A 22,833-nucleotide genomic window follows, 5' to 3' on the forward strand; every position below is an offset into this window, starting at 1 on the left:
TCAGGCAGCAGCCGCCTTGGCGCGCGCCGCGTGCAGTTTCTTGAAGCTGTCGATCAGGCGCTGGTGCCTGTCGAGGCCTTCCAGCTGCATGCTGGTCGGGGTCAGGCCGAAGAAACGCACGCTGCCGTTCACCGAGCCCAGCACCGCGTCCATGCGTTCCTTGCCAAACATGCGGCGGAAATTGACGACGTAATCGTCCAGTTCCAGCTCGTCGTCCAGTTCCACCTCCAGCACCACGTTCAAGGCTTGATAGAACAGTTTGCGTTCGAGCGTGTTGTCGTTGTACTGCAGGAAGGTTTCCACCAGCTCTTTTGCTTCCTCGAATTGCTGCAAGGCGAGATGAATCAGCAGCTTCAATTCCAGGGTCGTCAGCTGGCCCCACACCGTGTTTTCGTCAAACTCGATGCCGATCAGGGTGGCGATGTCGCCGTACTCGTCGAGCTCGCTGTTTTCCAGCCGGTCGAGCAAGTCTTCCAGGCTGGCATCGTCCAGCTGATGCAGGTTCAGGATGTCGGCGCGGAACAGCAGCGCCTTGTTGGTGTTGTCCCAGATTAAGTCTTCCACCGGATACACTTCCGAATAACCGGGCACGAGGATGCGGCAGGCGGTGGCGCCCAGCTGGTCATACACGGCCGTGTACACTTCCTTGCCCATGCCGGCGAGGATGCCGAACAGGGTCGCCGCTTCCTCGGCATTCGAGTTTTCGCCGTGGCCGGAAAAATCCCACTCGACAAAATCGTAATCGGCCTTGGCGCTGAAAAAGCGCCACGAGACGATGCCGCTCGAATCGATGAAGTGTTCGACGAAGTTGTTCGGCTCGGTGACGGCTTCGCTGGCAAACGTCGGCTGCGGCAAGTCGTTCAAGCCTTCGAAACTGCGGCCCTGCAGCAATTCCGTCAGGCTGCGCTCGAGCGCCACTTCCAGGCTCGGGTGCGCACCGAACGAGGCAAATACGCCGCCCGTGCGCGGGTTCATCAGAGTGACGCACATCACCGGGTACACGCCGCCCAGCGACGCATCTTTCACCAGCACGGGGAAACCCTGTTCTTCCAGCCCCTGTATGCCCGCCAGGATGCCCGGGTATTTCGCCAGCACTTCCTGCGGCACGTCGGGCAGGGCGATCTCGCCTTCGATGATTTCGCGCTTGACGGCCCGTTCGAAAATTTCCGACAGACATTGCACTTGGGCTTCGACCAAAGTATTGCCGGCGCTCATGCCATTGCTGACATATAGATTTTCGATCAGGTTCGACGGGAAATACACGGTCTCGCCGTCGGACTGGCGCACGTATGGCAGCGAGCAGATGCCGCGCTCGGCATTGCCGGAATTGGTGTCGATCAGGTGCGAGCCGCGCAGCTCGCCATCGGGGTCGTAGATGCCCAGGGTGTACGCATCGAGGATTTCCTTCGGCAGCGTATCCTTGCGGCCCGGCTTGAACCAGCGCTCGTTCGGATAATGGACAAAATCCGCGTTGGCGATGTCGTTGCCCCAGAACGACCCCGCGTAGAAATGGTTGTTGCTGAGACGCTCGATATACTCGCCCAGGGCCGACGCCAGCGCGCTTTCCTTGGTCGCGCCCTTGCCGTTGGTAAAGCACATGGGCGAATGCGCATCGCGGATATGCAGCGACCACACGTTCGGAATGATGTTGCGCCACGAGGCGATTTCGATCTTGATGCCCAGGCCCGCCAGCAGGCCCGACATATTGGCGATGGTCTGTTCCAGCGGCAAATCCTTGCCGACGATATAGGTGCTCGCGCCCGGGGCCGGATTCAGGGCCAGCAAGGCCTGGGCATCGGCATCCAGGTTCTCGACTTCTTCAATGAGGAACTCGGGGCCCGTCTGCACGACTTTTTTCACCGTGCAACGGTCGATCGAGCGCAGGATGCCCTGGCGGTCCTTGGCCGAGATATCGGCCGGCAGCTCGACCTGGATCTTGAAAATCTGCTGGTAACGGTTTTCCGGATCGACGATATTGTTTTGCGACAGACGGATATTTTCCGTGGAAATATTGCGCGTATCACAATACAACTTCACGAAGTACGCGGCGCACAGTGCCGACGATGCCAAAAAGTAATCGAACGGGCCAGGCGCCGAGCCATCGCCCTTGTAGCGGATGGGCTGGTCGGCGATGACCGTAAAATCGTCGAACTTGGCTTCGAGACGCAGCTTGTCGAGAAAGTTGACTTTAATTTCCATGAGGTAATCCAATACTGTGCTTATGAGTTAGGCGCTATTATCCTTGCTTTCCGCCGCGGGACAAAGATTGTTCGCCGCGGCAGCGCTGGCCGGGAGCGGTCCCCCCCTGTTGTCGTGACAATGCATGAGTTTTTCGGTTCGATAAGTGGCTATCCTCCATGGGAGCAGTACCGGGATGTTGACCGCTACTGAGTCCCATGCGGGTTCACCGTCTTTTTACTTTCGCGTTGCCTACATTACTGTAAGGATGAGCTGATGCAATTGTCTAATTATTTATTCTTTACCACGACGTGCGAACAAGCACTGGGGTTCTACACGCAATGCGGGCTGGGCAAGATTACCGAGGTATTGCGATTTGGCGTCGATGGCATGCCTGTCCCGCATGAAGCCATGCGCGGGAAAATCATGCATGCACGGTTTGAGGGGCCAGGCGTGTTGTTCTTTGCTTCGGATAATGATGATGCGGAGCCAATGCGAGGGTCTGCGCATATTTTGCAGATGAAGGACAGGCAGTTAACAAAACAGCTGTTTGACAAGTTGGCGGATCAAGGTGTGGTCACGACACCGCTCGCCGTACAGATTTGGGGCGATTATTTCGGTAAATTGACCGACCGGTTCGGGGTGCAGTGGATGTTGAACTGTCCTGTCTGAATTGCCTAGACGAGGGGGAACCATCCCTCGTCCAGCGTCTGCCGACCGGGAGTTGATGCAAAAAAACAGCGGCTGCCCATGCCGGCGCAGCCGCTGTTTCTTCAGGTGGACACGGCGATCAGAACTTCACCCACAGCCGGCCGAAATACGAGGCGCCGTTCAGGCCGAATTGCACGCTGTCGTATTTGAAGCCGTTGTCCGTCTCGTCCGCGTTTTGCGTGGTCGGCTTGACGTTGAAGATGTTGTTGCCGCCAAAGGTCAGCTTGGTATTTTTGTTGATGCTGTAGGTGAAGCTCAGGTCGGCCGAGGTCTTGGCCGCGTAGCGGGCGTTCGGTACGCCCTCGGCCGTGCCGCTGAAGGTGCCCAGGGTTTGCGGGCCAAAATAAATGATGCGCAAGTCCGACTCCAGCTTGCCCGTGATGTAGTCGAAGCCCAGGGTGGCTTTCGAACGGGGGCCGCCCTGTTCGATGAACAGGCGTTCGCGTTCGGACAGCAAGACATCCTCGAAGCCCGTCAGCGAGGCGGGCGTCTTGACTTTCGTCACTTCCGTTTTGCTCAAATTCAAGGCCAGGAAGGTGTTCAGGCGGTTGCCGGCGAATTCTCCCTTGTGCGAGGCCGTCAGGTCCAGGCCACGCGTGCGCGTGTCGATGGAGTTGACGAAGAATTGCGCTTCGCCCACGCCCAGCAGGGCCAGGCGCGCGGCCAGGTCCGGGTAGTTGTCGGCATTGAAGCGGCCCGACAGCACGATGCGGTCCTTGATCTTGATATTGTACAAGTCGGCCGTCACGGAAATGGCTTGCGTCGGCGTCCAGGTGGTGCCGAACGTAAAACTGGTGGATTTTTCCTCTTTCAGCTTGGGAATGCCGGCCGCATTGGCGACGGTGCCACCGTTCGGCGCCAGCACCACGTCGGTAGGCACGCCGCCGATGAAGTCGGTGAAGGTGGACGAGAAATACACTTGTTGCAACGATGGCGCGCGGAAGCCCGTGCTGGCCGAGCCACGCAGCAGCACGTTGGGCGCCACTTTATAGCTGGCGGCCAGCTTGCCCGTCACGGTGGAGCCGAAATCGCTGAATTTTTCGTAGCGCAGGGCGGCCTGGGTTTTCAGGCGTTCCGTCCAGTCCAGTTCCACGTCGCCATACGCGGCGATGCTGTGGCGCTTGGCCTTGGTGGCGTCGCCGGGCTGGAAGCCGGGAAAGCCCTGGCTGCCCGCATTGCCGCCCACGCCCACGCCGTCGGCATCGATGTAGGAGTTCGGCTCGCCGGCCATGATCTTGTATTCTTCGCTGCGGTATTCGGCGCCGAAGGCCACGTTCATGCCGCTCAGTACCGTGTCGTAGTAGCGGCTGAAATCGGCATTGCTGGTCAGCTGCTGGAACGAGAAGCCACCCGCGTCAAAGTTGCTGGCGCTGACGCCCTTGCCGCCATTCATCAGGTCGAGGTTGGCGATCGAGGCGTTCAGGGTATGGCTGATGTCGTAGCGCATCTTGTTGTAGCCATAGGTTTGCGAAAAGTCCGCATGCCATTCGCCGATCTGGCTGCGGTGGCCGATGGTGGCGTACTGGTCGTCGATCTTGCCGTTAATGAACGGTACGAAACCGTCCGGGTACATGGCGGCCGAATTGCGCGATGGAATGTCGTCGCTGCCGATGCCGCCCCGGCCGAACGCGGCGCTGGACGCGTCGCGCGTCTGCGCGCCGGCCGTGAAGTACAGCTTGCCCGTGCCGCTGGTGGCGTAGTCGCCATTGACGTACAGGGTCTTGTTCTTGGACTTGGTGTCGCCGATGATGCGCATGCTGTCCGCGTCGGCCCGGTTCGAGCGGCCCCGGTCCAGGTATTCGCCCGTGATGGCAAGCGTGCCCTTGTCGCCCAGCGCGATGCCGCAGTAGGCGGAGGTCATGTAATTCTTGCCGTCGCCTTCCGAGTACTGGCTGTAGCCGGCCACCGCTTCGCAGCCCAGGCTTTTCTTCAGTTCGATGTCGATCACGCCGGCAATGGCGTCCGAGCCGTACTGGGCGGCCGCGCCGTCGCGCAGCACTTGCACGTTCTTGATCGCCAGCAAAGGAATCGCATTCATGTCCGTGCCCGTGTTGCCGCGGTTGCGCGCACCGAACAGGTTGACCAGGGCCGTCGTGTGGCGCCGCTTGCCATTCACCAGCACCAGGGTCTGGTCGGAGCCGAGGCCGCGCAGGGCGGCCGAATCGATCAGGTCGGCCCCGTCGGCGCCCGTCTGGCGCGTGGAGTTGAACGAGGGCGAAATGTATTGCAGCGATTGCGCCAGATCAAACTGGCCGCCTTGCTCGGCCACCCGGGAAATGGGGATGATATCGACGGGCACCATGGTATCGGTGGCGGAGCTGGCGACCCGGCGCGAGCCGACCACGCTGACCGTTTGCACGGGACCGTCCGTGGCGGCCGCTTCCGTGGACTGGGCCATGGCGGCGGGACTGAAGGCGGCCAGGGCGGCGCTGCCGTACAGGCTGATGAGGATGGCTTTACGCAAGGTGGTGAGGGTCGGCACGCAGTGTCTCCAAGTGGCTGATGAGCAAGATTCGTGACTTGATTCTAGTGCCATCATTTCAGCATTCACCAGCGATACTTCGTTTTGTTATTACAAATTTGCTGTAACTGTTGTTTCCTGGTTGATTCTCTTTTGGCCGCTGCCGAGCTTGCCTTGTACTGGTGCGTGATGCCCCGTTCAGGTGCTGCGCTGCACCATGCCGCCCACCCAGATTGCCTGCGTGCTGTATTGCACCTCGATCAGACACGGCTGCTGCGTCACGTGGCCCTGATGCAGACGCAGCGACTGTTGCAAATGTGCCGATAGCGCGCCTGCCGCCACGCCCGTGGCGCTGTCTTCCAGCGCCGGGTCGCGGTGGTTGAAGTTGCGTCCTTCATATTCGCTCTCGCCCGTGCGGCAATACGCATAGCAGCCGCTGACCTGATGCAAGGCGCTCCAGTCGGCGATCAGTTCCAGGTTAGGCCGCAGCGCGCGCAGGGTGGTGCGGTCGGCCACTTCCAGCAGCAGCTTCGGGCTGCCGACGGAGGCGATCACGGGCGGCGACAGCAAGTGCATGTGCTGGCCCATCAGTTCCGACGGCACATATTTTTCCAGCATGACGACCGGTGCCGGCTGCGATGTCAAGCCGATGAATATCCCTTCCGCGCGGCGCACCAGCTGCAAGGCTTGCCCGCGCATGGCCGTGCTCACCGTCAGCGCCGGCGGCGCGCCGGGCGCCGTCAGCAGCACATGCGCGGCCGCCAGGGTGGCATGCAGGCACAAGGGACTGTGCGTGTGCGGATAAAAATAGTCAAGCACGATGGCACCGTCCGCCTGCCGGTCGAGGAAGACGCAGGCGCTGACCTGGCGTTCGCGCGCGAAGGTCTGGCGCGCCGTTTCGCTGCTGCCGCCGTTTTCCACGACCAGTGCCGCATTGCCGCCGCCGGGGGCGGCGCCGAAACATTTTAATAAGTGGACGATCATGGCGGTCGATGGGCAAGATAAAACATCAGCATAAACGAAAATAAGTGCAAAGCTTCGCGATGTCTTGGCTGGGTGGAGTCAAAGGCTGCGCCTATTGACGCTTTCGTGGAAGTGACATATCAGCAGATGATATACTTCCAGCATGAGGACCGATCCTGCCATCGATACATTGCTGGACATGGATGGTTCCATCCTCGACCAGGATGGCGGTTATTGGATCAAGATAGAAGCCAGGCGGACGGAAGTGTCGGATGAGATTCCTCACGGCATACGCTACTCGCTGACGCTGCACGAACCGTATGGCAAACGCATCCTCGGTTACGACAATGCGCACATGGTAAAGCCGCCAAAGAAATTCAAATATGCGGGACGCATCGTGGCATTCGACCATAAACACCGGCATCCGTCAGATCAGGGAGTGCCATACGAATTCAAGGATGCGCAGCATCTCATCAATGATTCTTTTGCTGACGTGGACCGCATTTTGCTGGAGGTAAAAAAGCAATGAAACCGATTTTTATTGGCATCATGCCGCAAGAGAAAATCCGCGAACGCGTGCTCGCCATCGCTCGCGGCATATATAAACCGAAGGCGGATGAGCCCAAGGTCTGGTTCACTTCGATCAAATCGCTGGCGGAAGTCCTGAGCGACGAAAACCGGGCGTTGTTGCACGTGATTCTGGAAACGCAACCGGAATCCATCTCTGCATTGGCTGAGACAACGGGCCGTAAACCTAGCAACCTGTCGCGCACATTGAAAACAATGTCCAATTACGGCATCGTGGAATTGAAACGGGAGCGAAATCAAGTTCGCCCCGTAGCCACAGCGACGGAGTTTCGCATAGTTGCTAATTGATTTGCCGGACTATCAATTTGGTCCGTCATGCGACAGGCCAAAGCCTAGCGCGGGCCGGCAGACGCTCCGTGTGCCCATCAAAATGAACACTATCCGACTGGAACCGGCTACTTGATTCCAGATGAGTATAATATACTGTGTTTACATACAGTATTGAGGTAGATCATGTGGGGCGCCGTCTTACCCGAGTATGCTGAGTTGTACTGCCTGAGCAATTTCAGCTTCCTGCATGGGGCCTCGCATGCGGAAGAGCTGGTGGCGCGCTCCGTGCAGCTCGGTTACAAGGCGCTGGCCATTACTGACGAGTGTTCGCTGGCCGGCGTCGTGCGCGCCCATGCGGTGGCCAAGCGGGCCGGTTTTCACCTGATTATCGGCGCGCATTTCCATTTGACGCAGGCCGACGGCAGTCCGGGGCCGTCCCTGCTGGCCCTGGTGCGCGATATCGATGGTTACGGCAACTTGTCGGAACTGATCACCATGGCGCGCACGCGGGCGGCCAAGGGGCGCTATCTGCTGACGCCCGATGATTTCACCGCGCCTGCGGCGGAGTTTGCCCATTTGCGGGGCTTGCCCGGCTGTCTGATGATCTTGCTGCCCAGCTATGCGGCCGAGGCGGAAACCGTGCGCGCGCAGGGTGAGTGGATGGCGTCCACCTTTGGCCGCGAGCGCAGCTGGATCGGCCTGAACCTGCTGCAGCGGGCGCAGGATGACGCGCACCGCAGCGCCGTGCAGGAGGCGGCGCAGGCGCTGGGCTTGTCCGTGGCAGCCGTCGGCCACGTGTGCATGCACGTGCGGTCGCGCAAGCCCTTGCTCGACACCCTGTGCGCGATCCGCGTGGGCAAACCCGTGGGCGAGTGCGGCTATGCGTTGGCGCAAAATGCGGAACAGCATCTGCGCGCGCGCTTGCGCCTGGCCAATGTGTATCCGCCGCAAGCGCTGGCGGAAACCGTGCGCATCGCCGGTCAGTGCACGTTTTCGCTCGACAGCCTGCGTTATGACTATCCCGTCGAGCTGGTGCCGCACGGCCACACGCCGGCGACGTATCTGCGCGAAGAAACGTATGCGGGCGCGCTGCTGCGCTTTCCTCTCGGTATTCCAGCCAACGTGCAGGAGCAGATCGAACAGGAGCTGGAGCTGATCCGGGATCTTTCCTACGAAGCGTATTTTTTGACCGTCTACGACATCGTGCGCTTTGCGCGCTCGCAAAACATCCTGTGCCAGGGCCGGGGTTCGGCCGCCAATTCGGCCGTCTGCTATTGCCTGCACATCACGGAAGTGGACCCGGCGCGCGGCAATTGCCTGGTCGGGCGCTTCATGTCGCGCGAGCGCAACGAGCCGCCCGATATCGACGTCGATTTCGAGCACCAGCGGCGCGAAGAGGTCATCCAATATATCTACGGCAAATATGGGCGCGAACGGGCCGCGCTGGCGGCCGTGGTGATCAGCTACCGGCCGAAGAGCGCCTTGCGCGACAGCGGGCGGGCGCTGGGGATTGATTTGGCCATCGTGGAAAAGGTGGCCAAGGCGCACCGCTGGTTCGACGGCAAGCGCGATCTGCTCGAGCGCCTGGCCGAATGCGGGCTGGACCCGGAAGCGGAATTGTCGCAGCAGTGGGCGGGCCTGGCGCAGCAGCTGCTGGGCTTTCCCCGCCATCTGTCGCAGCATCCGGGCGGCTTTGTCATCGCTCAGGGAAAGCTGTCGCGCCTGGTGCCGATTGAAAACGCGACCATGGCCGAACGCAGCGTCATCGAGTGGGACAAGAACGACCTGGAAGAACTGGGCTTGATGAAGGTCGACGTGCTGGCGCTGGGCATGCTGTCGGCCCTGCGCCGCGCCCTGGAACTGGTGAGCGGGCGGCGCGGCGAGGAATTTCGCCTGCAGGATATTCCCGCCGAAGACCCCGCCACCTACGACATGATGTGCCAGGCGGACACCATCGGCGTATTCCAGATCGAGTCGCGCGCGCAGATGAGCATGCTGCCGCGCCTGCGGCCCCGTGAATTCTACGACCTCGTCATCGAGGTGGCGCTGGTGCGCCCCGGGCCCATCCAGGGCGGCATGGTGCATCCTTATCTGCAGCGGCGCCAGCAGAAAGAGCCGGTCGAGTATCCGAAGGGCCTGGACAAGGCGCTGGGGCGCACCCTCGGCATCCCGATTTTCCAGGAGCAGGTGATGCAGGTGGCCATCATCGCGGCCGATTTCACGCCCGGCGAGGCTGATGAGCTACGGCGCGCCATGGCGGCCTGGAAACGCAAGGGCGGCATGAACAATTACAAGGAACGCATCGTCGAAACGATGGTCAAAAATGCGTATAAACGGGAGTTCGCGGAGGCCATCTTCAGCCAGATTGAGGGCTTTGGCGAATACGGTTTTCCGGAGTCGCACGCGGCCAGTTTCGCCCTGCTGACGTACGCCAGTTCCTGGCTGAAATGCCACGAACCGGCTGCCTTCCTGTGCGCCTTGCTCAACAGCCAGCCCATGGGCTTTTATAGCCCTTCGCAACTGGTGCAGGATGCGCGCCGCCATGGCGTGCAGGTGCTGCCCGTCGACGTGGCCGTCAGCGGCTGGGAGGCGGCGCTGGAAGCGCCGGCAGGGCAGGGCGGGCAGCGTGATGCACCGGCCGTGCGCCTGGGCTTGAACAGCCTGTTCGGCATGCGCGCGCAGGCTGCCCAACGCATTGAGGATGCGCGTGCCATCGCCGCCTTCGTCGATGTGGCCGACCTGGCCCGCCGTGGCGGCCTGGACCGCCATGACTTGCAGGTGCTCGCTGCCGGCAACGCGCTGCATGCGCTGGCCGGGCACCGGCGCGAAGCGCTGTGGCAGGCGGCCGGCGCCGTGCCGGACAGGGACTTGCTGCGCGATACCACGCAAGAGGAAGATTTGCCCGTGCTGGCCGCGCCGACGGAAGGCGAGAGCATCGTCAGCGACTACCGCGCGCAAGGCCTGACCCTGGGTCGCCACCCGCTGGCGCTGTTGCGCAAACAATTGCTGGAACAGCGCTTCATGCCGGCGTCCACGCTGATGACGTACACGAGCGGGCAAGTGGCGCGCGCCTGCGGCATCGTCACCGTGCGCCAGCGTCCGGGCACGGCCAAGGGCGTCATCTTCATGACCCTGGAAGACGAGACGGGCACGGTCAACGTCATCGTCTGGCCCGACTTGGTGGCAAGCCAGCGGCGTGAAGTGCTGAGCGCGCCGCTGCTGGGCGTGTACGGTGTTTGGCAAAGGGAAGGCATCGTGCGCAACCTGGTGGCCAAGCACCTGGTCGATATGTCGCACTTGCTGGGGCGCTTGCGGACCAGCAGCCGCGATTTTTGCTGAGAGTTGCCGGCGGGGAGGGGGCATGGCATTATTTGAATATGACGACACTCCCCGAACCGACACTGCGTCCCGCCCTGGTCGCCGACGCGCCCGCCATCGTCGCCCTGATCGACGACTTGATGCCCTTTTTGACCCTGCACCCGGACGGCGTGGGGGCGGAAAAGTTCATCGAGAACTGCCGCCAGCCCGCCATCGAAGGCTATCTGTCGCTGCCCAATTACGCCTACCAGCTCGCGCATATCGACGGCGTACTGGCCGGCGTGGTGGCCATGCGCGACAACACGCATCTGTTCCACATGTTCGTGCCGCGCGCCCTGCACCGGCGCGGCATGGCGCGCCGCCTGTGGCAGGCGGCCCGCGACGCGTCGCTGGCCAAGGGCGATGTGACGGCCTTTACCGTCAATTCCTCGGCCTACGCCTTGCCCCTGTATCAAAGCCTGGGCTTTGTTGCCACGGGGCCGAAGGTGGAAACGGGCGGCATCGCTTTCGTGCCGATGCGCATGGAATTGTAAAATGGCCAAGGCTGGGGTCAGACCCGGCGGGTCTGCCCCCATTTTTTGCTTGCGGGCTTATGACTTTGATGACGGCGTAGAAATTAAGCCAACGGCAAGGACTGGAGACGTACCCAGAGAGGGCATTTTTCCCAGTGGGAAAAATGCCGATCCCGAAGGGCGCGACCTACCATCTGACAATCTTCCCCGGATTCATGATGTTCTTCGGGTCGAGCGCGTGCTTGAGGGCGCGCATGGTGTCGATGGCGCCCTCGCCATGTTCTTCCACCAGGAAAGCCATCTTGTGCATGCCCACGCCATGCTCGCCCGTGCACGTGCCGTCCATGCCGATGGCGCGCGTGACCATGTCGCTGTTGACCTTTTCGGCGCGCGCGATGTCGGCCGGGTCGTCGGGGTCGACCAGCATCTGCACGTGGAAATTGCCGTCGCCCACGTGGCCGATGATGGCATAGACGAGGCCCTGCGCCTCGCAATCGGCCTTGGTGGCGAGGATGCATTCGGCCAGCCGCGAAATCGGCACGCAGCAGTCGGTGGAAATGGCGCGGCTGCCCGGCCGCATCTGCAGCAGGGCGAAGTACGCGTTGTGGCGAGCGGCCCACAGGCGCGAGCGCTCTTCGGGTCGGCTGGCCCACTCGAAATCGCTGGCGCCATGTTCCGCCGTGATGGCTTGCACCAGCTGCGCCTGCTCGGCCACACTGGCCGGCGTGCCGTGGAATTCAAACAGCAGCAGCGGCTTTTCCGGCAAGGCCATCTTGTCGTAGGCGTTGATGGCTTTCACGCCATTTTCATCGAGAAACTCGACCCGTGCCACAGGAATACCCATCTGGATGGTCTGGATCACGGCGCTGACGGCCTCGCCCGTGCCGGGGAACGAGCACACTGCGGCCGAGATCGCTTCCGGCAGCGGATACAGTTTTACCGTCACTTCCGTAATGATGCCCAGGGTCCCTTCGCTGCCGACAAATAAACGCGTCAGGTCGTAGCCGGCCGACGATTTTTTCGCCCTGGTCCCCGTCTTGATGATGCGCCCGTCGGCCGTCACCACCGTGAGGGCCAGCACGTTTTCGCGCATGGTGCCGTAACGCACGGCGTTCGTGCCCGAGGCGCGCGTGGCCGCCATGCCGCCCAGCGAGGCATTCGCGCCCGGATCGATAGGGAAGAACAGGCCCGTGTCGCGGATGTCCTCGTTCAGCTGCTTGCGTGTCACGCCCGCCTGCACGGTGGCCGTCAAGTCTTCATTGTGCACGGCGACCATGTGATTCATTTGCGACAGATCAATCGTCACGCCGCCATGCAGTGCCAGCACATGGCCTTCGAGCGAAGTGCCGCTGCCGTAGGCGATGACGGGCACGTCGTGCGCGCTGCACAGCTTGACGGCGGCCGCCACTTCCTCGGTGGAATGGGCGAAGATGACGGCATCGGGCAGCATGGGGGGATAGCTCGACTCGTCGCGGCCATGGTGTGCGCGCATGGCTTGCGTCATGGAAAAGCGGTCGGCAAAGATCAGGGAAAGTACGGCAGCAAGGGATACGGGCAGCGGTTTTTTCAGTACCGCCAACTGGTCAGTTTGATTCACGCAAGTCCTCCGTTTTTTTTATTCTACTCCGCGCCCGGGGATTTCACTGAAGCGCCAGTTAATTTTTTGCCGCTTGTAAAAAAATCCGCATGGCGTGCCGTGCATTGGTTGTAAATGAGAATCATTTCTATTAAAATGCCCGCCAGTAGTTATTTTGCAATGCGTGCTTCCACCCGAAAGGCCATGCCATGAAACTCCCCCTGTCCCTCGCCGCCATCCTGCCCGTCTGCGTGCTGGCGCTGAGCGCCTGCAGCAGCGTCGCTCCGCTGAGTACCACGACTGCGGCATCCGCTACTGTGCAAGACGTGCGCCAGCTGGGCGAGATCATCGACCTGCGCAGCGGCCAGCGCTTGACTGCCGAGCAATTGCTGGCCCAGCTGGCCGCCGCCCCGAGGGTCATCGTGGGCGAGCAGCATGACCAGCTCAGCCACCACAAGATCGAGCAGTGGCTGCTGCAGCAATTGCAGGGCCAGCGTCCGCAAGGCAGCGTGCTGCTGGAAATGCTGAACCCGGACCAGCAAGCCAAGGTGGACAAGGTCAAGCCGTGGCTGCAGACGGACCCCGTCGTGCGCCCCGAACACGTGGCCGAGCTGCTGGCCTGGCAGCCGAGCTGGAAGTGGGCGCAATATGGCGACCTGGTCATGACCGTGATGCACGCGCCTTATCCCGTCTGGTCTGCCAACCTGGACCGTAGCGAGATCAAGCAACTGTTTGTCGACCAGCCTGCCGTGCAGGGCAAGCATTCGAATCTGGCCAACGATGGCAAGGTGCATGACAAACTCAAAGACATCATCCGCGTCATGCACGACAACCAGATCGATGCGCCGCGCCTGGCCGCCATGCTGTCGGTGCAGCAGCAGCGCGACCGCCGCATGGCCGAGCGCCTGCTGGCCGCGCCCGCGCCCGCCGTGCTGATCGCCGGCGCCTACCATGCGCACAAGGACCTGGGCGTGCCGCTGCATGTACAGGACTTGACGGGCGGCCCCGCGCCGCTGGTGCTGGTCCTCGCCCAGCAGGGCGCCACGGTGCTGGCGCCGCAGGCGGATTTTGTGTGGTACACGCCGGTGGCGGCACCCGCCGTCGCCAGCGCAAAGTAATTCGTTGTAACTCCGCCGGGCGTTCAGCCCGGCACTCCTCCCCAGCAAGCTTCTTCGCAGCAGCCAGGTAGTTTTTCCGATTTTTTTGCATGCGCGTGCGCGCCGTTGGCGCAGCCATGCCTGTTACCTGTTGAAGCTCCCATGCGTATCCTCTGTATCAAAGCCGCCGCCGGCGGCGTGTTTCTTTCCCTGTTCCATGCCACGGCGCAAGCGTCCGCATTGCCGCACGATATGTCGCCGCTGGGCATGTTCTTCGCCGCCGACCAGATCGTCAAAAGCGTGCTCATCGGCTTGCTGCTCGGCGCGCTGGCCACCTGGGTGGTCTTACTGGTGAAGGGCGCCAGCTTGCTGCAAGCGCGGCGCGCGGCGGCGCAAGCCGTCGCCATGCTGAAGACGGCAACGTCCTTGCCGGACGCGGCCGTCAAAGTAGAGGGCGCAGGCAGCAATTCGCTGGCGCAGCAGCTGCTGGCCGAGGTGCAGCAGGAACTGAGTCTGTCGCATGCCAGCGCGCCGGCGGCGGCCCTGAAGGAGCGTGCCGGGTTTCGCCAGGAGCAATTGATCGCGCACAAGGTACGCAGCATGGCGCAAGGCATCGGTTTACTGGCCAGCATAGGCGCCGTGGCACCGTTCGTGGGGCTGTTCGGCACCGTGTGGGGCATCATGAACAGCTTTATCGGCATCGCCGTCAGCCAGAGCACGAATCTGGCGACCGTCGCGCCCGGCATCGCGGAAGCCTTGCTGGCGACAGCGCTGGGCCTGGTGGCGGCGATACCCGCCGTCGTCATCTACAACGTCTTGAGCCGTGGCATCAATCAGTACAAGGCGCAGCTGCGGGCCGCTTCCGCGCAAGTGCTGCTGATGCTGAGCCGCGACCTCGACCTGCGCCAGCAGGCCTGAGCCATGGCCAGCCTTTTCCCATCGCAGGACGACGACACGGCCGACATGCCGGAATTGAGTGAGATCAATGTCACGCCCTTCATTGACGTGATGCTGGTGCTCTTGATCATCTTCATGGTGGTCTCGCCGCTGGCCACCGTCGACCTGAAGATCGACTTGCCGGCCGCTACGGCCAAGCCCGAGCCGCGTCCCGAAAAACCGGTGTTCGTTTCCCTGAAAGCCGACCACAGCCTGTACCTGGGCGAGTCGCCCGTGGCGCGCGGGCAGCTGGGCAGCCTGCTCGATGCACAGACGGGCGGCGACCGCCAGCGCACGCTGTTCTTCCAGGCCGACAAGCAAGCCGCGTATGAAGACGTGCTGGGCGTGATGGATGCCCTGCGCCAGGCCGGCTATCTGAAAGTGGGCCTGGTGGGCCGGGAGGGCGGGTGAATCCCCGTCCGGTATTGAGCTGGGGCATCGCCACGTCGCTGGTGGCGGCTACCGCACTGTCGCTGCTGCTGTGGATGGCCTGGCAGCCCGTCGCTGTCGCGCCCGCGCAGCCGCCCGCCAGCGTGATGGTCGTATTTGCCGCGCAAGCGATGTCGCCGGAGACGCAACAAGCGGCAGCGGCAGGGGCGCGCCAGTCGGCCGCGTCCAGCGCAGCCCAACCGAAAAAGAGTACGACCAGGCAGCAAGCGCTGCCCGTGCTGGCGCGCGCCGCCGCGCCGCAAATCGTCGCGGCCGAAAAAGAAGCGAAGGCAGAAGCCAGTCCGTCGCCAGATCCCGGCAAGGATGCCGCCAGGGAAGCGTCCATGCAAGCCCAGGCCAGCAGCAGCGCCACGCCGGCGCCAAGTTCGGTGCGCGGTCCGCAGGCGGCGCCGTTCGACAGCGACACGCCGCCCGCCAGCGCTGCGCCCGCCAGCTGGCAAAGCCGGGTGCTCAGCCACCTGGCCCATTTCAAACGCTATCCGGGCGACGCGCGCCAGCGCAAGCGGGCCGGCGCCGCCTGGGTACGCTTCCAGGTGGACCGCGACGGCAAGCTGCTGGCCAGCGAACTGGTCACTTCATCGGGCACGGTGCTGCTCGACCGCGAAGCGCTGCAAGTGCTGCAGCGCGCGCAGCCGCTGCCGGCGCCGCCCGACAAGGTCTTACACCAGGGCACGGTGACCGTCACCTTGCCCGTCTCGTTCAGGCTGGAGCCAGGGCAGGACAAGGCATGAGGATGCCGCTTGTATTCATTAAAAATCCAACCATAACAAATCGAGGGTGTATGCATATCAAGACAATGACACGAGCCGTGGGCGTCTGCATGGCGTTGCTGGCGCAGCAGGCATGGGCGCAAGAAAGTAGCGACGGCAAGGTCGTGTTTTCGCCGCTGAATGTATCGGGTGAAACGGTTCCGGCGGAACAGCAGGCGCTGGAAAAACCGGGCGCCGTCAGCGCGCGCGGCGCGGACACGCGCTTGCAACCCGTGGACCAGATCGTGCGCAGCATGCCGGGCACGTTTACCCAGATCGATCCGGCGCAGGGCGCCGTCAGCGTCAACATCCGCGGCTTGTCGGGCGTGGGGCGCGTCAACATGATGGTCGATGGCGTGAGCCAGAATTACTATGGCAGCGCACCGTCGTCCGTGTCGCACGGCGGCGTGCCCAGCAGCCAGTTCGGCGCCCTGATCGACCCGAACTTCATCATCGGCGTGGACGTGTCACGCGGCAATGTGGTCGGCGGCGATGGCGTCAATGCACTGGCCGGCAGCGCCAACTTCCGCACCATCGGCGTCGATGACGTGGTCTTCGCCGGCGAAAAGGTGGGCGCGCGCACGAAGATGTCGACAGGGAACAACGGTGTAGGACGCAGCGCCATGCTGGCCGTGGGCATGAAAAACCCTGCCTTCGATGGCGGCAGCGTAGGCTTCATGGCCGCCACCAGTGCCAGCGCGATCGGCAACAACTACAAGAATGCGAAAGGCGTCAACAGCGAGGAATTCGGTTTCGGCTACAACCGCTATTACAAGCAAAAACCGAAATCGCAGCTGCTCAAGCTGGACCTCACATTGAGCGACTTCCACGCGCTGGAGCTGTCGGCGCGCGACTACCGCAGCACGTTTACGCGCCGCGATATCCGCAGCAATGACTACTACGTCAAATATCACTACACGCCGTTTTCGGAATTGATCGACCTCAATGTGGTGGCCAGCAGCAGCCGTGGTAATCAGAAATATATGCCTGAAGCGTTGACCAATTTCATCAACACGAATGCGGCCAACCGCGCCGATGCCATCGACATCAACAACACCAGCAGCTTCAAGCTGGCCGGCGGCGATGCGCTGCTGACGGTGGGCGGCAAGCTGATGCGCAACAAGTACAGCAAGCACGTGGAAAGCCTCGTCGACGATCCGGACAACCCGGATGCGAACCAGCAATCTATTGAAAACAATACCTTCGGCCCCGAAGGCGTGCAAAAGATCAGCAGCCTGTACGCGGGCCTGCAATACAACCGCGGCATGGTTCAGGTCAATGCGGGCCTGAACACCACGCACTTTGATTTGACCGGCCACAAGCCCGCCTGCGATCCGCGCGTGCAGTGTTTCCCGCAAGGGGCGAGCAATATTGCGCTGAAAGAACACGGCATCAACCCTTCGCTGCTCGTTTCCGCGCAAGTGACGCCGTGGTTCCAGCCGTTTGCCAGCGCCGAGCGCACCATGCGCGGGCCGAATCCGCAGGAAGTGTTTTTCTCGAATGACGGCGGGGCTTCGATGAATCCGTTTCTGAAGGGCGAGAAAGCGACGACCTATCAGCTGGGCTTCAATTCCAGCCTGCATGGCTTGCTGAGCAAGAATGACGTGCTGAATTTCAAGGCGCTGTATTTCAAGAGCAAGATTGATGGCTATATCACCAGCCAGTCCTTCCTCGTGTGCGACCGCGGCCGCAAGTGCAATATCGCGGAAGTGCTTGCCAATGATTGGCAGAATGTCGATGACTACATGACGAATATGTATATCTACATCAACTCGGCCACGCCCGTGTATTCGCGCGGATGGGAACTGGAAGCGCAATATCATCTGGGACCGGCGTATGCGCGCCTGTCGTACACGCGCGAAACGACGCGCCAGCCCACCTCGATCGCCAGCGCCTGGTTCGGCGCGGCCGACATCAGCGAGCTGCCCAGCACTTATTACAATCTCGACGTGGGCACGCGTTTGCTGGACAATAAAATGGAGATCGGCGCGATCATCAAGCACACGGGGTCGAACCGCCGCCTGTCGCCGGACAACGAAGCTGATGAAGCGACGGGTGAAGTGTTGAAGGCCGACAATCCGAAGATCCCGGCCGTGATCGACTTGTATGCGAGTTACCAGATGTCGAAAACCCTGTTCCTGCGCCTGTCCGTGCAGAACGCGATGAACAAGGATTTTTCGGAAGCGCTGAACCGCCTGAACTCGATGCCGTCGCAGTCGCAGGACAACACGCCGCTGAGCACGGCGCGGGGCAGGACCTATGTGGCGGGGCTGGAGTACCGGTTTTAAGGTGCACCCCAGCCCACCGCTTAGGGGTTAATTAATACTCGCGAGGAGTGGTGCCATAGTAACTATGGATCGACGTCGCCCAGGCGCTGTCCGCCATGTTCGGCCAGTTATCGGTATCGAAGCCGGGCGCGTTTTCGATGCGTTCCTTGTCGACGTTCAGGGTGAAGCGCTTGTTGACGGTGTCGAGCAGCAGCGCTTCCCAGGGCACGGCGAACAGTTTTTCGCCGATGGTGAAGACACCGCCGTGCGACATGACGGCATAAGCGATCTTGCCGCTGCGCATGTCGATCATGATTTCCTTGATTTCGCCCAGGTGTTCATCCTTGGCGTTGTGCACATGGTCGCCGATCAGGGTGTCGGCACCCATCAGTTCAGGGCCGGGGCCTTTGTGGCCGCGGTTGACATACATGCCGTAGGCGTCGCGTTCTTCGTAGCTCATGGTGACCTCCTGTTGAAAAATCCCAGTCTGCGGCCAGGGCGCGGCAGGGTCTGTTCGCTCGCCCACACAAAGTATGGAATTGGAAATATTTCAATTCTTGCTATCGGGTAATTTTGTTGTGCGTAGACAGCAGGAGGGGGAGGGATAGTCGGTATTTGGCGCAAATTTCCGCGCGCGGGGGGCGACGCAGGCGGGCTTTAGTGTATAATTTCAATTTCCCGCACGTGCCGTTCGGCACCATCTGCAATGACCAAATTTGTCTTCGTCACTGGTGGCGTTGTGTCCTCCCTTGGAAAAGGGATTGCCGCCGCCTCCCTCGCCGCGATCCTCGAATCGCGCGGCCTTAAAGTCACCATGCTCAAGCTCGACCCGTACATCAACGTCGATCCTGGCACGATGAGCCCTATGCAACACGGTGAAGTATTCGTCACCGACGACGGGGCCGAAACCGACCTCGACCTCGGTCACTACGAGCGCTTCATTTCCACCCGCATGAAAAAGGTGAATAACTTCACCACTGGCCAGATCTATGAATCGGTGATCCGCAAGGAACGCCGGGGCGAATATCTGGGCAAGACCGTGCAGGTGATCCCGCATATCACCAATGAAATCCAGGATTACATCCGCCGTGGCGCCGAAGGCTACGACGTGGCCCTGTGCGAAATCGGCGGCACCGTCGGCGATATCGAATCGTTGCCATTCCTGGAAGCGGCGCGTCAGCTGAGTCTGCGCGCCGGCCGCAAGAACACGGCTTTCGTCCACCTGACCCTGGTGCCTTACATCGCCTCGGCCGGTGAGTTGAAGACCAAGCCGACCCAGCACTCGGTGCAAAAGCTGCGTGAAATCGGCATCTTGCCCAACGCGCTGCTGTGCCGCGCCGACCGCGCCATCCCGGAAGACGAGCGCGCGAAAATCTCGCTGTTCTCGAACATCGAGGAAGACGCCGTCATTTCCGTGTGGGACGTCGACACCATCTACAAAGTGCCGCAAATGCTGCACGACCAGGGCCTCGACAAGATCATCTGCGATGCGCTGGACCTCGATCCCGCACCGGCCGACCTGTCGATCTGGAGCAAGCTGATCTACACGATGGAGCACCCGAAGGCGGAAGTGACCGTCGGCATGGTCGGCAAGTATGTCGAGCTGACCGAGTCGTACAAGTCGCTGATCGAAGCGCTGCGCCACGCCGGCATCCACACGGAAAGCCGCGTCAACATCGAGTACATCGATTCGGAAGAAATCGAAACGACGGGTTGCGAGAACCTGGCCAAGTACGATGCCATCCTGGTACCGGGCGGCTTCGGCAAGCGCGGCGTGGAAGGCAAGATCAAGGCGGCCCAGTTCGCCCGCGAAAACAAGATCCCTTACCTGGGCATCTGCCTGGGCATGCAAGTGGCCCTGATCGAATACGCGCGCAACAAGGCTGGCATGCCGAACGCGAATTCGACCGAGTTCGACCTTGATACGGATCAACCTGTTGTTGCACTGATCAATGAGTGGCAAAACCACGATGGTAAAGTCGAGTTGCGCGATGAAAACTCGGACCTGGGCGGTACCATGCGCCTGGGCGCGCAGACCTGCGCCGTCAATCCGGGCACCCTCGCTGCCGAGATCTACGGCAGCGTGGTGACCGAGCGTCACCGCCATCGCTACGAAGCCAATAATCACTACCTGGCCCGTGTCGAAGCGGCTGGCCTGATCGTCTCGGCCCGCACGCCGAGCGAAGATTTGTGCGAAATCATGGAATTGCCACGCACGGGTGAAAATGCCCACCCATGGTATATGGGCGTGCAATACCATCCCGAGTTCAAGTCGACGCCACGCACCGGCCATCCGTTGTTTACCTCGTTCATCAAGGCAGCGCTGGCGCACAAAGAAGCCAACGCCGCTGCGCAATAACGCGGTCGATCACGACAGTATTACCCGTAAGACAGCTCCCGGCCAGATGGTTCCCGCCGGGAGTTTCTTTGCCCCCTTTGTGCAATTGCGCATCAGAACGCAGTGTGCAGCCCCTGTTACGCTTAACTTTGGAGAATGACATGAGTGCTATTGTTGATATTATCGGTCGCGAAATCCTGGACTCGCGCGGTAACCCGACCGTCGAATGCGATGTGTTGCTGGAATCGGGCGTGATGGGCCGTGCGGCCGTGCCGTCGGGTGCCTCGACCGGTTCGCGCGAAGCCGTGGAATTGCGCGATGGCGATGCCAAGCGCTACTTCGGCAAGGGCGTGCTGCAAGCATGCGAAAACATCAATACCGAAATCTCCGAAGCCATCATGGGCCTGGACGCCAATGAACAGGCTTTCCTGGACCGTACCCTGATCGACCTGGACGGCACGGAAAACAAATCGCGCCTGGGCGCCAACGCCATCCTGGCCGTCTCCATGGCCGTCGCCAAAGCTGCCGCCGAAGAAGCGGGCTTGCCGCTGTACCGCTATTTCGGCGGTTCGGGCGCCATGCAGATGCCAGTGCCGATGATGAACGTCATCAACGGCGGCGCGCACGCCGACAACAACCTGGACATCCAGGAATTCATGATCATTCCCGTGGGCGCCCCATCGTTCAAGGAAGCCGTCCGTTACGGCGCGGAAGTGTTCCACACGCTGAAAAAGATCCTGCACAAGAAGGGCCTGAATACCAACGTGGGCGACGAAGGCGGTTTCGCGCCATCCTTGGCCAACCATGAAGAAGCCATCAAGCTGATCATCCAGGCCATCGAAGAAGCGGGCTACGAGCCAGGCACGCAGATCGCCATCGGCCTCGATTGCGCCGCGTCCGAGTTCTACAAGAACGGCAAGTACGAAATGGAAGGCGAAGGCCTGAGCCTGACGGCCACCGAGTTCACCAACCTGCTGGCGACCTGGTGCGACAAGTACCCGATCATCTCGATCGAAGACGCGATGCATGAAGGCGACTGGGACGGCTGGGCGATCCTCACCAAGGAACTGGGCAAGAAAGTGCAACTGGTCGGCGACGACCTGTATGTCACCAACACCAAGATCCTGAAAGAAGGCATCTCGAAAGGCATCGCCAACTCGATCCTGATCAAGATCAACCAGATCGGCACGCTGACGGAAACCTTCGCCGCCATCGAAATGGCCAAGCGCGCCGGCTACACGGCCGTCATTTCGCACCGCTCGGGCGAAACGGAAGATTCGACCATCGCCGATATCGCCGTTGCCACGAACGCCCTGCAGATCAAGACCGGCTCGATGTCGCGTTCGGACCGCATGGCCAAGTACAACCAGCTGCTGCGTATCGAGGAAGACCTGGGCGACATCGCCAGCTACCCTGGCCGCGATGCGTTCTATAATCTGAAGTAAGCTGATGTAAAACCCACTGGCCGGCCGGAGATATCCGGCCGGTTTGTTAACCGACTACCCCATGCGCCTGATTACGCTCGCCCTGGCAGCCCTGCTGCTGCTGATCCAATTTCCCCTCTGGCTGGGTAAAGGCGGCTGGCTGCGCGTTGCCGACATGGAAGCCCAGGTGGCGGTGGCGAATAAAAAGAATATGGAATTGAAGGCGCGCAACGCCAAGCTCGAATCCGAAGTGCGCGACCTGAAAGATGGTACGGGCGCCGTCGAGGAGCGTGCCCGCTATGAGCTGGGCATGGTCAAACAGAATGAGATTTTCGTGCAGATCGTGCGCAAGGGCCAAACCCCGCCACTGCAGGAAACGCCGGTGGACGCTGCTGCGCCGCACTAAGTCGTACCCACTTCCCGCTTGCCAGCCTGGACCGATTGCCAGGCTGACATGTCATATTGTTACCTTGTACTGCTGCACACTATTGCCTTGCTGCTTGCTGATCAGAAACGCGCCTTGCCGGTCGAGATCAGGTAGAAATGGATGCCGGTAACGACGACGGCTACGGCGATCAGTGCGGTTTCGAGAAACATCATATAAAAATCCTTTCAGTATTTAGTTAGCCGCGCGAGGCCAAGAAACGCAACTCGGCTGCGAGGTTAGGCATCAGCTTTTCGTAGCGGTTTGCCTCCGAGTTAAGCAGGGCGAAATCGCGCTTGCTTGGGCGTACATAGCGTTCGTCGTCGGCGCTGGTCGTCGCGCTGGCGATGACTTCCTTCTGGGCCAGTTCGCTGTACGGCTTGGAAGCGAGCAGGGCGCCCAGGAAGGCGCGCGTCGCACGGCCCAGGTTGCTGAAGTAGTTGTCGTTGTCGTTGCTGTAGGTGTTGGTAAAAGTGGACATATGCCCTCCATGAATGGTCTGTTGTTGCATTGCACAATAATGGAGTTGGCGATATATGTCTAATTTCAAATTCCAATTTCAGAAATTCAA

General features: G+C 61.2%; 19 protein-coding genes. 13 read left to right on the forward strand and 6 right to left on the reverse strand.

Going from position 1 to position 22,833, the window contains the following annotated elements:
• Positions 1-2,199 carry an OsmC domain/YcaO domain-containing protein gene (locus JAB8_RS24245; RefSeq protein WP_070291772.1) on the reverse strand — a complete coding sequence of 733 codons (2,199 nt, stop codon included), beginning with the start codon at positions 2,197-2,199 and terminating at the stop codon, positions 1-3.
• Positions 2,200-2,454: 255 nt separating this feature from the next.
• Here JAB8_RS24245 and JAB8_RS24250 point away from each other — a divergent pair, with 255 nt between their 5' ends.
• Complete coding sequence (locus JAB8_RS24250) at positions 2,455-2,850, forward strand: glyoxalase/bleomycin resistance/extradiol dioxygenase family protein (RefSeq protein WP_070221449.1); 396 nt, start codon at positions 2,455-2,457, stop codon at positions 2,848-2,850.
• Between the two features lie 118 nt (positions 2,851-2,968).
• Here the strand turns inward: JAB8_RS24250 and JAB8_RS24255 are convergent, their stop codons facing one another.
• Together JAB8_RS24255 and JAB8_RS24260 are read right to left on the reverse strand one after the other, a co-directional pair.
• Positions 2,969-5,371 (reverse strand): TonB-dependent receptor, encoded by a 2,403-nt coding sequence (locus tag JAB8_RS24255; protein ID WP_070291773.1) that lies wholly within the window; start codon positions 5,369-5,371, stop codon positions 2,969-2,971.
• Between the two features lie 177 nt (positions 5,372-5,548).
• On the reverse strand, positions 5,549-6,334 hold the full coding sequence (locus JAB8_RS24260; protein WP_070291774.1) for a PhzF family phenazine biosynthesis protein: 786 nt from the start codon (positions 6,332-6,334) through the stop codon (positions 5,549-5,551).
• Between the two features lie 142 nt (positions 6,335-6,476).
• Between JAB8_RS24260 and JAB8_RS24265 the strand changes: the two genes are divergently transcribed.
• From JAB8_RS24265 to JAB8_RS24280, 4 genes are all read left to right on the forward strand, one after another.
• Positions 6,477-6,842, forward strand: coding sequence for a DUF6516 family protein (locus JAB8_RS24265; protein ID WP_070291775.1), 366 nt, complete (start codon positions 6,477-6,479; stop codon positions 6,840-6,842).
• Positions 6,839-7,189, forward strand: coding sequence for a transcriptional regulator (locus JAB8_RS24270; protein ID WP_070291776.1), 351 nt, complete (start codon positions 6,839-6,841; stop codon positions 7,187-7,189). Before JAB8_RS24265 ends, JAB8_RS24270 begins: the two co-directional genes overlap by 4 nt.
• Positions 7,190-7,354: 165 nt before the next feature.
• Positions 7,355-10,510: an error-prone DNA polymerase gene (locus JAB8_RS24275; protein ID WP_070291777.1), complete on the forward strand. Its 3,156-nt coding sequence runs from the start codon at positions 7,355-7,357 to the stop codon at positions 10,508-10,510.
• A 38-nt stretch (positions 10,511-10,548) separates the two neighbouring features.
• A complete protein-coding gene (locus JAB8_RS24280) occupies positions 10,549-11,022 on the forward strand; it encodes a GNAT family N-acetyltransferase (RefSeq protein ID WP_070291778.1) in 474 nt (157 codons plus the stop codon).
• A 166-nt stretch (positions 11,023-11,188) separates the two neighbouring features.
• On the opposite strand, the gene JAB8_RS24285 is transcribed toward JAB8_RS24280, so the two are convergent.
• On the reverse strand, positions 11,189-12,505 hold the full coding sequence (locus JAB8_RS24285; RefSeq protein WP_083287071.1) for an FAD-linked oxidase C-terminal domain-containing protein: 1,317 nt from the start codon (positions 12,503-12,505) through the stop codon (positions 11,189-11,191).
• A 281-nt stretch (positions 12,506-12,786) separates the two neighbouring features.
• On the opposite strand from JAB8_RS24285, the gene JAB8_RS24290 reads away from it, so the two are divergent.
• From JAB8_RS24290 to JAB8_RS24310, 5 genes are all read left to right on the forward strand, one after another.
• Positions 12,787-13,695 (forward strand): ChaN family lipoprotein, encoded by a 909-nt coding sequence (locus JAB8_RS24290; protein WP_070291779.1) that lies wholly within the window; start codon positions 12,787-12,789, stop codon positions 13,693-13,695.
• 141 nt (positions 13,696-13,836) lie between these two features.
• Positions 13,837-14,592: a tonB-system energizer ExbB gene (gene exbB / locus JAB8_RS24295; RefSeq protein WP_070291780.1), complete on the forward strand. Its 756-nt coding sequence runs from the start codon at positions 13,837-13,839 to the stop codon at positions 14,590-14,592.
• A gap of 3 nt (positions 14,593-14,595) precedes the next feature.
• Positions 14,596-15,021: a TonB system transport protein ExbD gene (gene exbD, locus JAB8_RS24300; RefSeq protein WP_070291781.1), complete on the forward strand. Its 426-nt coding sequence runs from the start codon at positions 14,596-14,598 to the stop codon at positions 15,019-15,021.
• Entirely contained in the window at positions 15,018-15,791 is a 774-nt protein-coding gene (locus JAB8_RS24305; protein WP_070291782.1) for an energy transducer TonB, read from the forward strand. Before exbD ends, JAB8_RS24305 begins: the two co-directional genes overlap by 4 nt.
• 50 nt (positions 15,792-15,841) lie before the next feature.
• Entirely contained in the window at positions 15,842-18,097 is a 2,256-nt protein-coding gene (locus JAB8_RS24310) for a TonB-dependent receptor (protein WP_070291783.1), read from the forward strand.
• 31 nt (positions 18,098-18,128) lie between these two features.
• Here the strand turns inward: JAB8_RS24310 and JAB8_RS24315 are convergent, their stop codons facing one another.
• Positions 18,129-18,536 (reverse strand): PRC-barrel domain-containing protein, encoded by a 408-nt coding sequence (locus JAB8_RS24315; protein ID WP_070291784.1) that lies wholly within the window; start codon positions 18,534-18,536, stop codon positions 18,129-18,131.
• 246 nt (positions 18,537-18,782) lie between these two features.
• On the opposite strand from JAB8_RS24315, the gene JAB8_RS24320 reads away from it, so the two are divergent.
• The 3 genes from JAB8_RS24320 to ftsB all read left to right on the forward strand — a co-directional run bounded on the left by JAB8_RS24320 (position 18,783) and on the right by ftsB (position 22,244).
• On the forward strand, positions 18,783-20,435 hold the full coding sequence (locus JAB8_RS24320) for a CTP synthase (protein WP_070291785.1): 1,653 nt from the start codon (positions 18,783-18,785) through the stop codon (positions 20,433-20,435).
• A 140-nt stretch (positions 20,436-20,575) separates the two neighbouring features.
• Complete coding sequence (gene eno / locus JAB8_RS24325) at positions 20,576-21,859, forward strand: phosphopyruvate hydratase (RefSeq protein WP_070260371.1); 1,284 nt, start codon at positions 20,576-20,578, stop codon at positions 21,857-21,859.
• A gap of 61 nt (positions 21,860-21,920) precedes the next feature.
• A complete protein-coding gene (gene ftsB, locus JAB8_RS24330; RefSeq protein WP_070221436.1) occupies positions 21,921-22,244 on the forward strand; it encodes a cell division protein FtsB in 324 nt (107 codons plus the stop codon).
• Positions 22,245-22,461: 217 nt separating this feature from the next.
• Here the strand turns inward: ftsB and JAB8_RS24335 are convergent, their stop codons facing one another.
• A complete protein-coding gene (locus JAB8_RS24335) occupies positions 22,462-22,743 on the reverse strand; it encodes a hypothetical protein (RefSeq protein ID WP_070291786.1) in 282 nt (93 codons plus the stop codon).
• Positions 22,744-22,833: the final 90 nt, after the last annotated feature.

Origin of the sequence: Janthinobacterium sp. HH106 (assembly GCF_001758725.1) — a bacterium.
GTDB lineage: Bacteria > Pseudomonadota > Gammaproteobacteria > Burkholderiales > Burkholderiaceae_D > Janthinobacterium.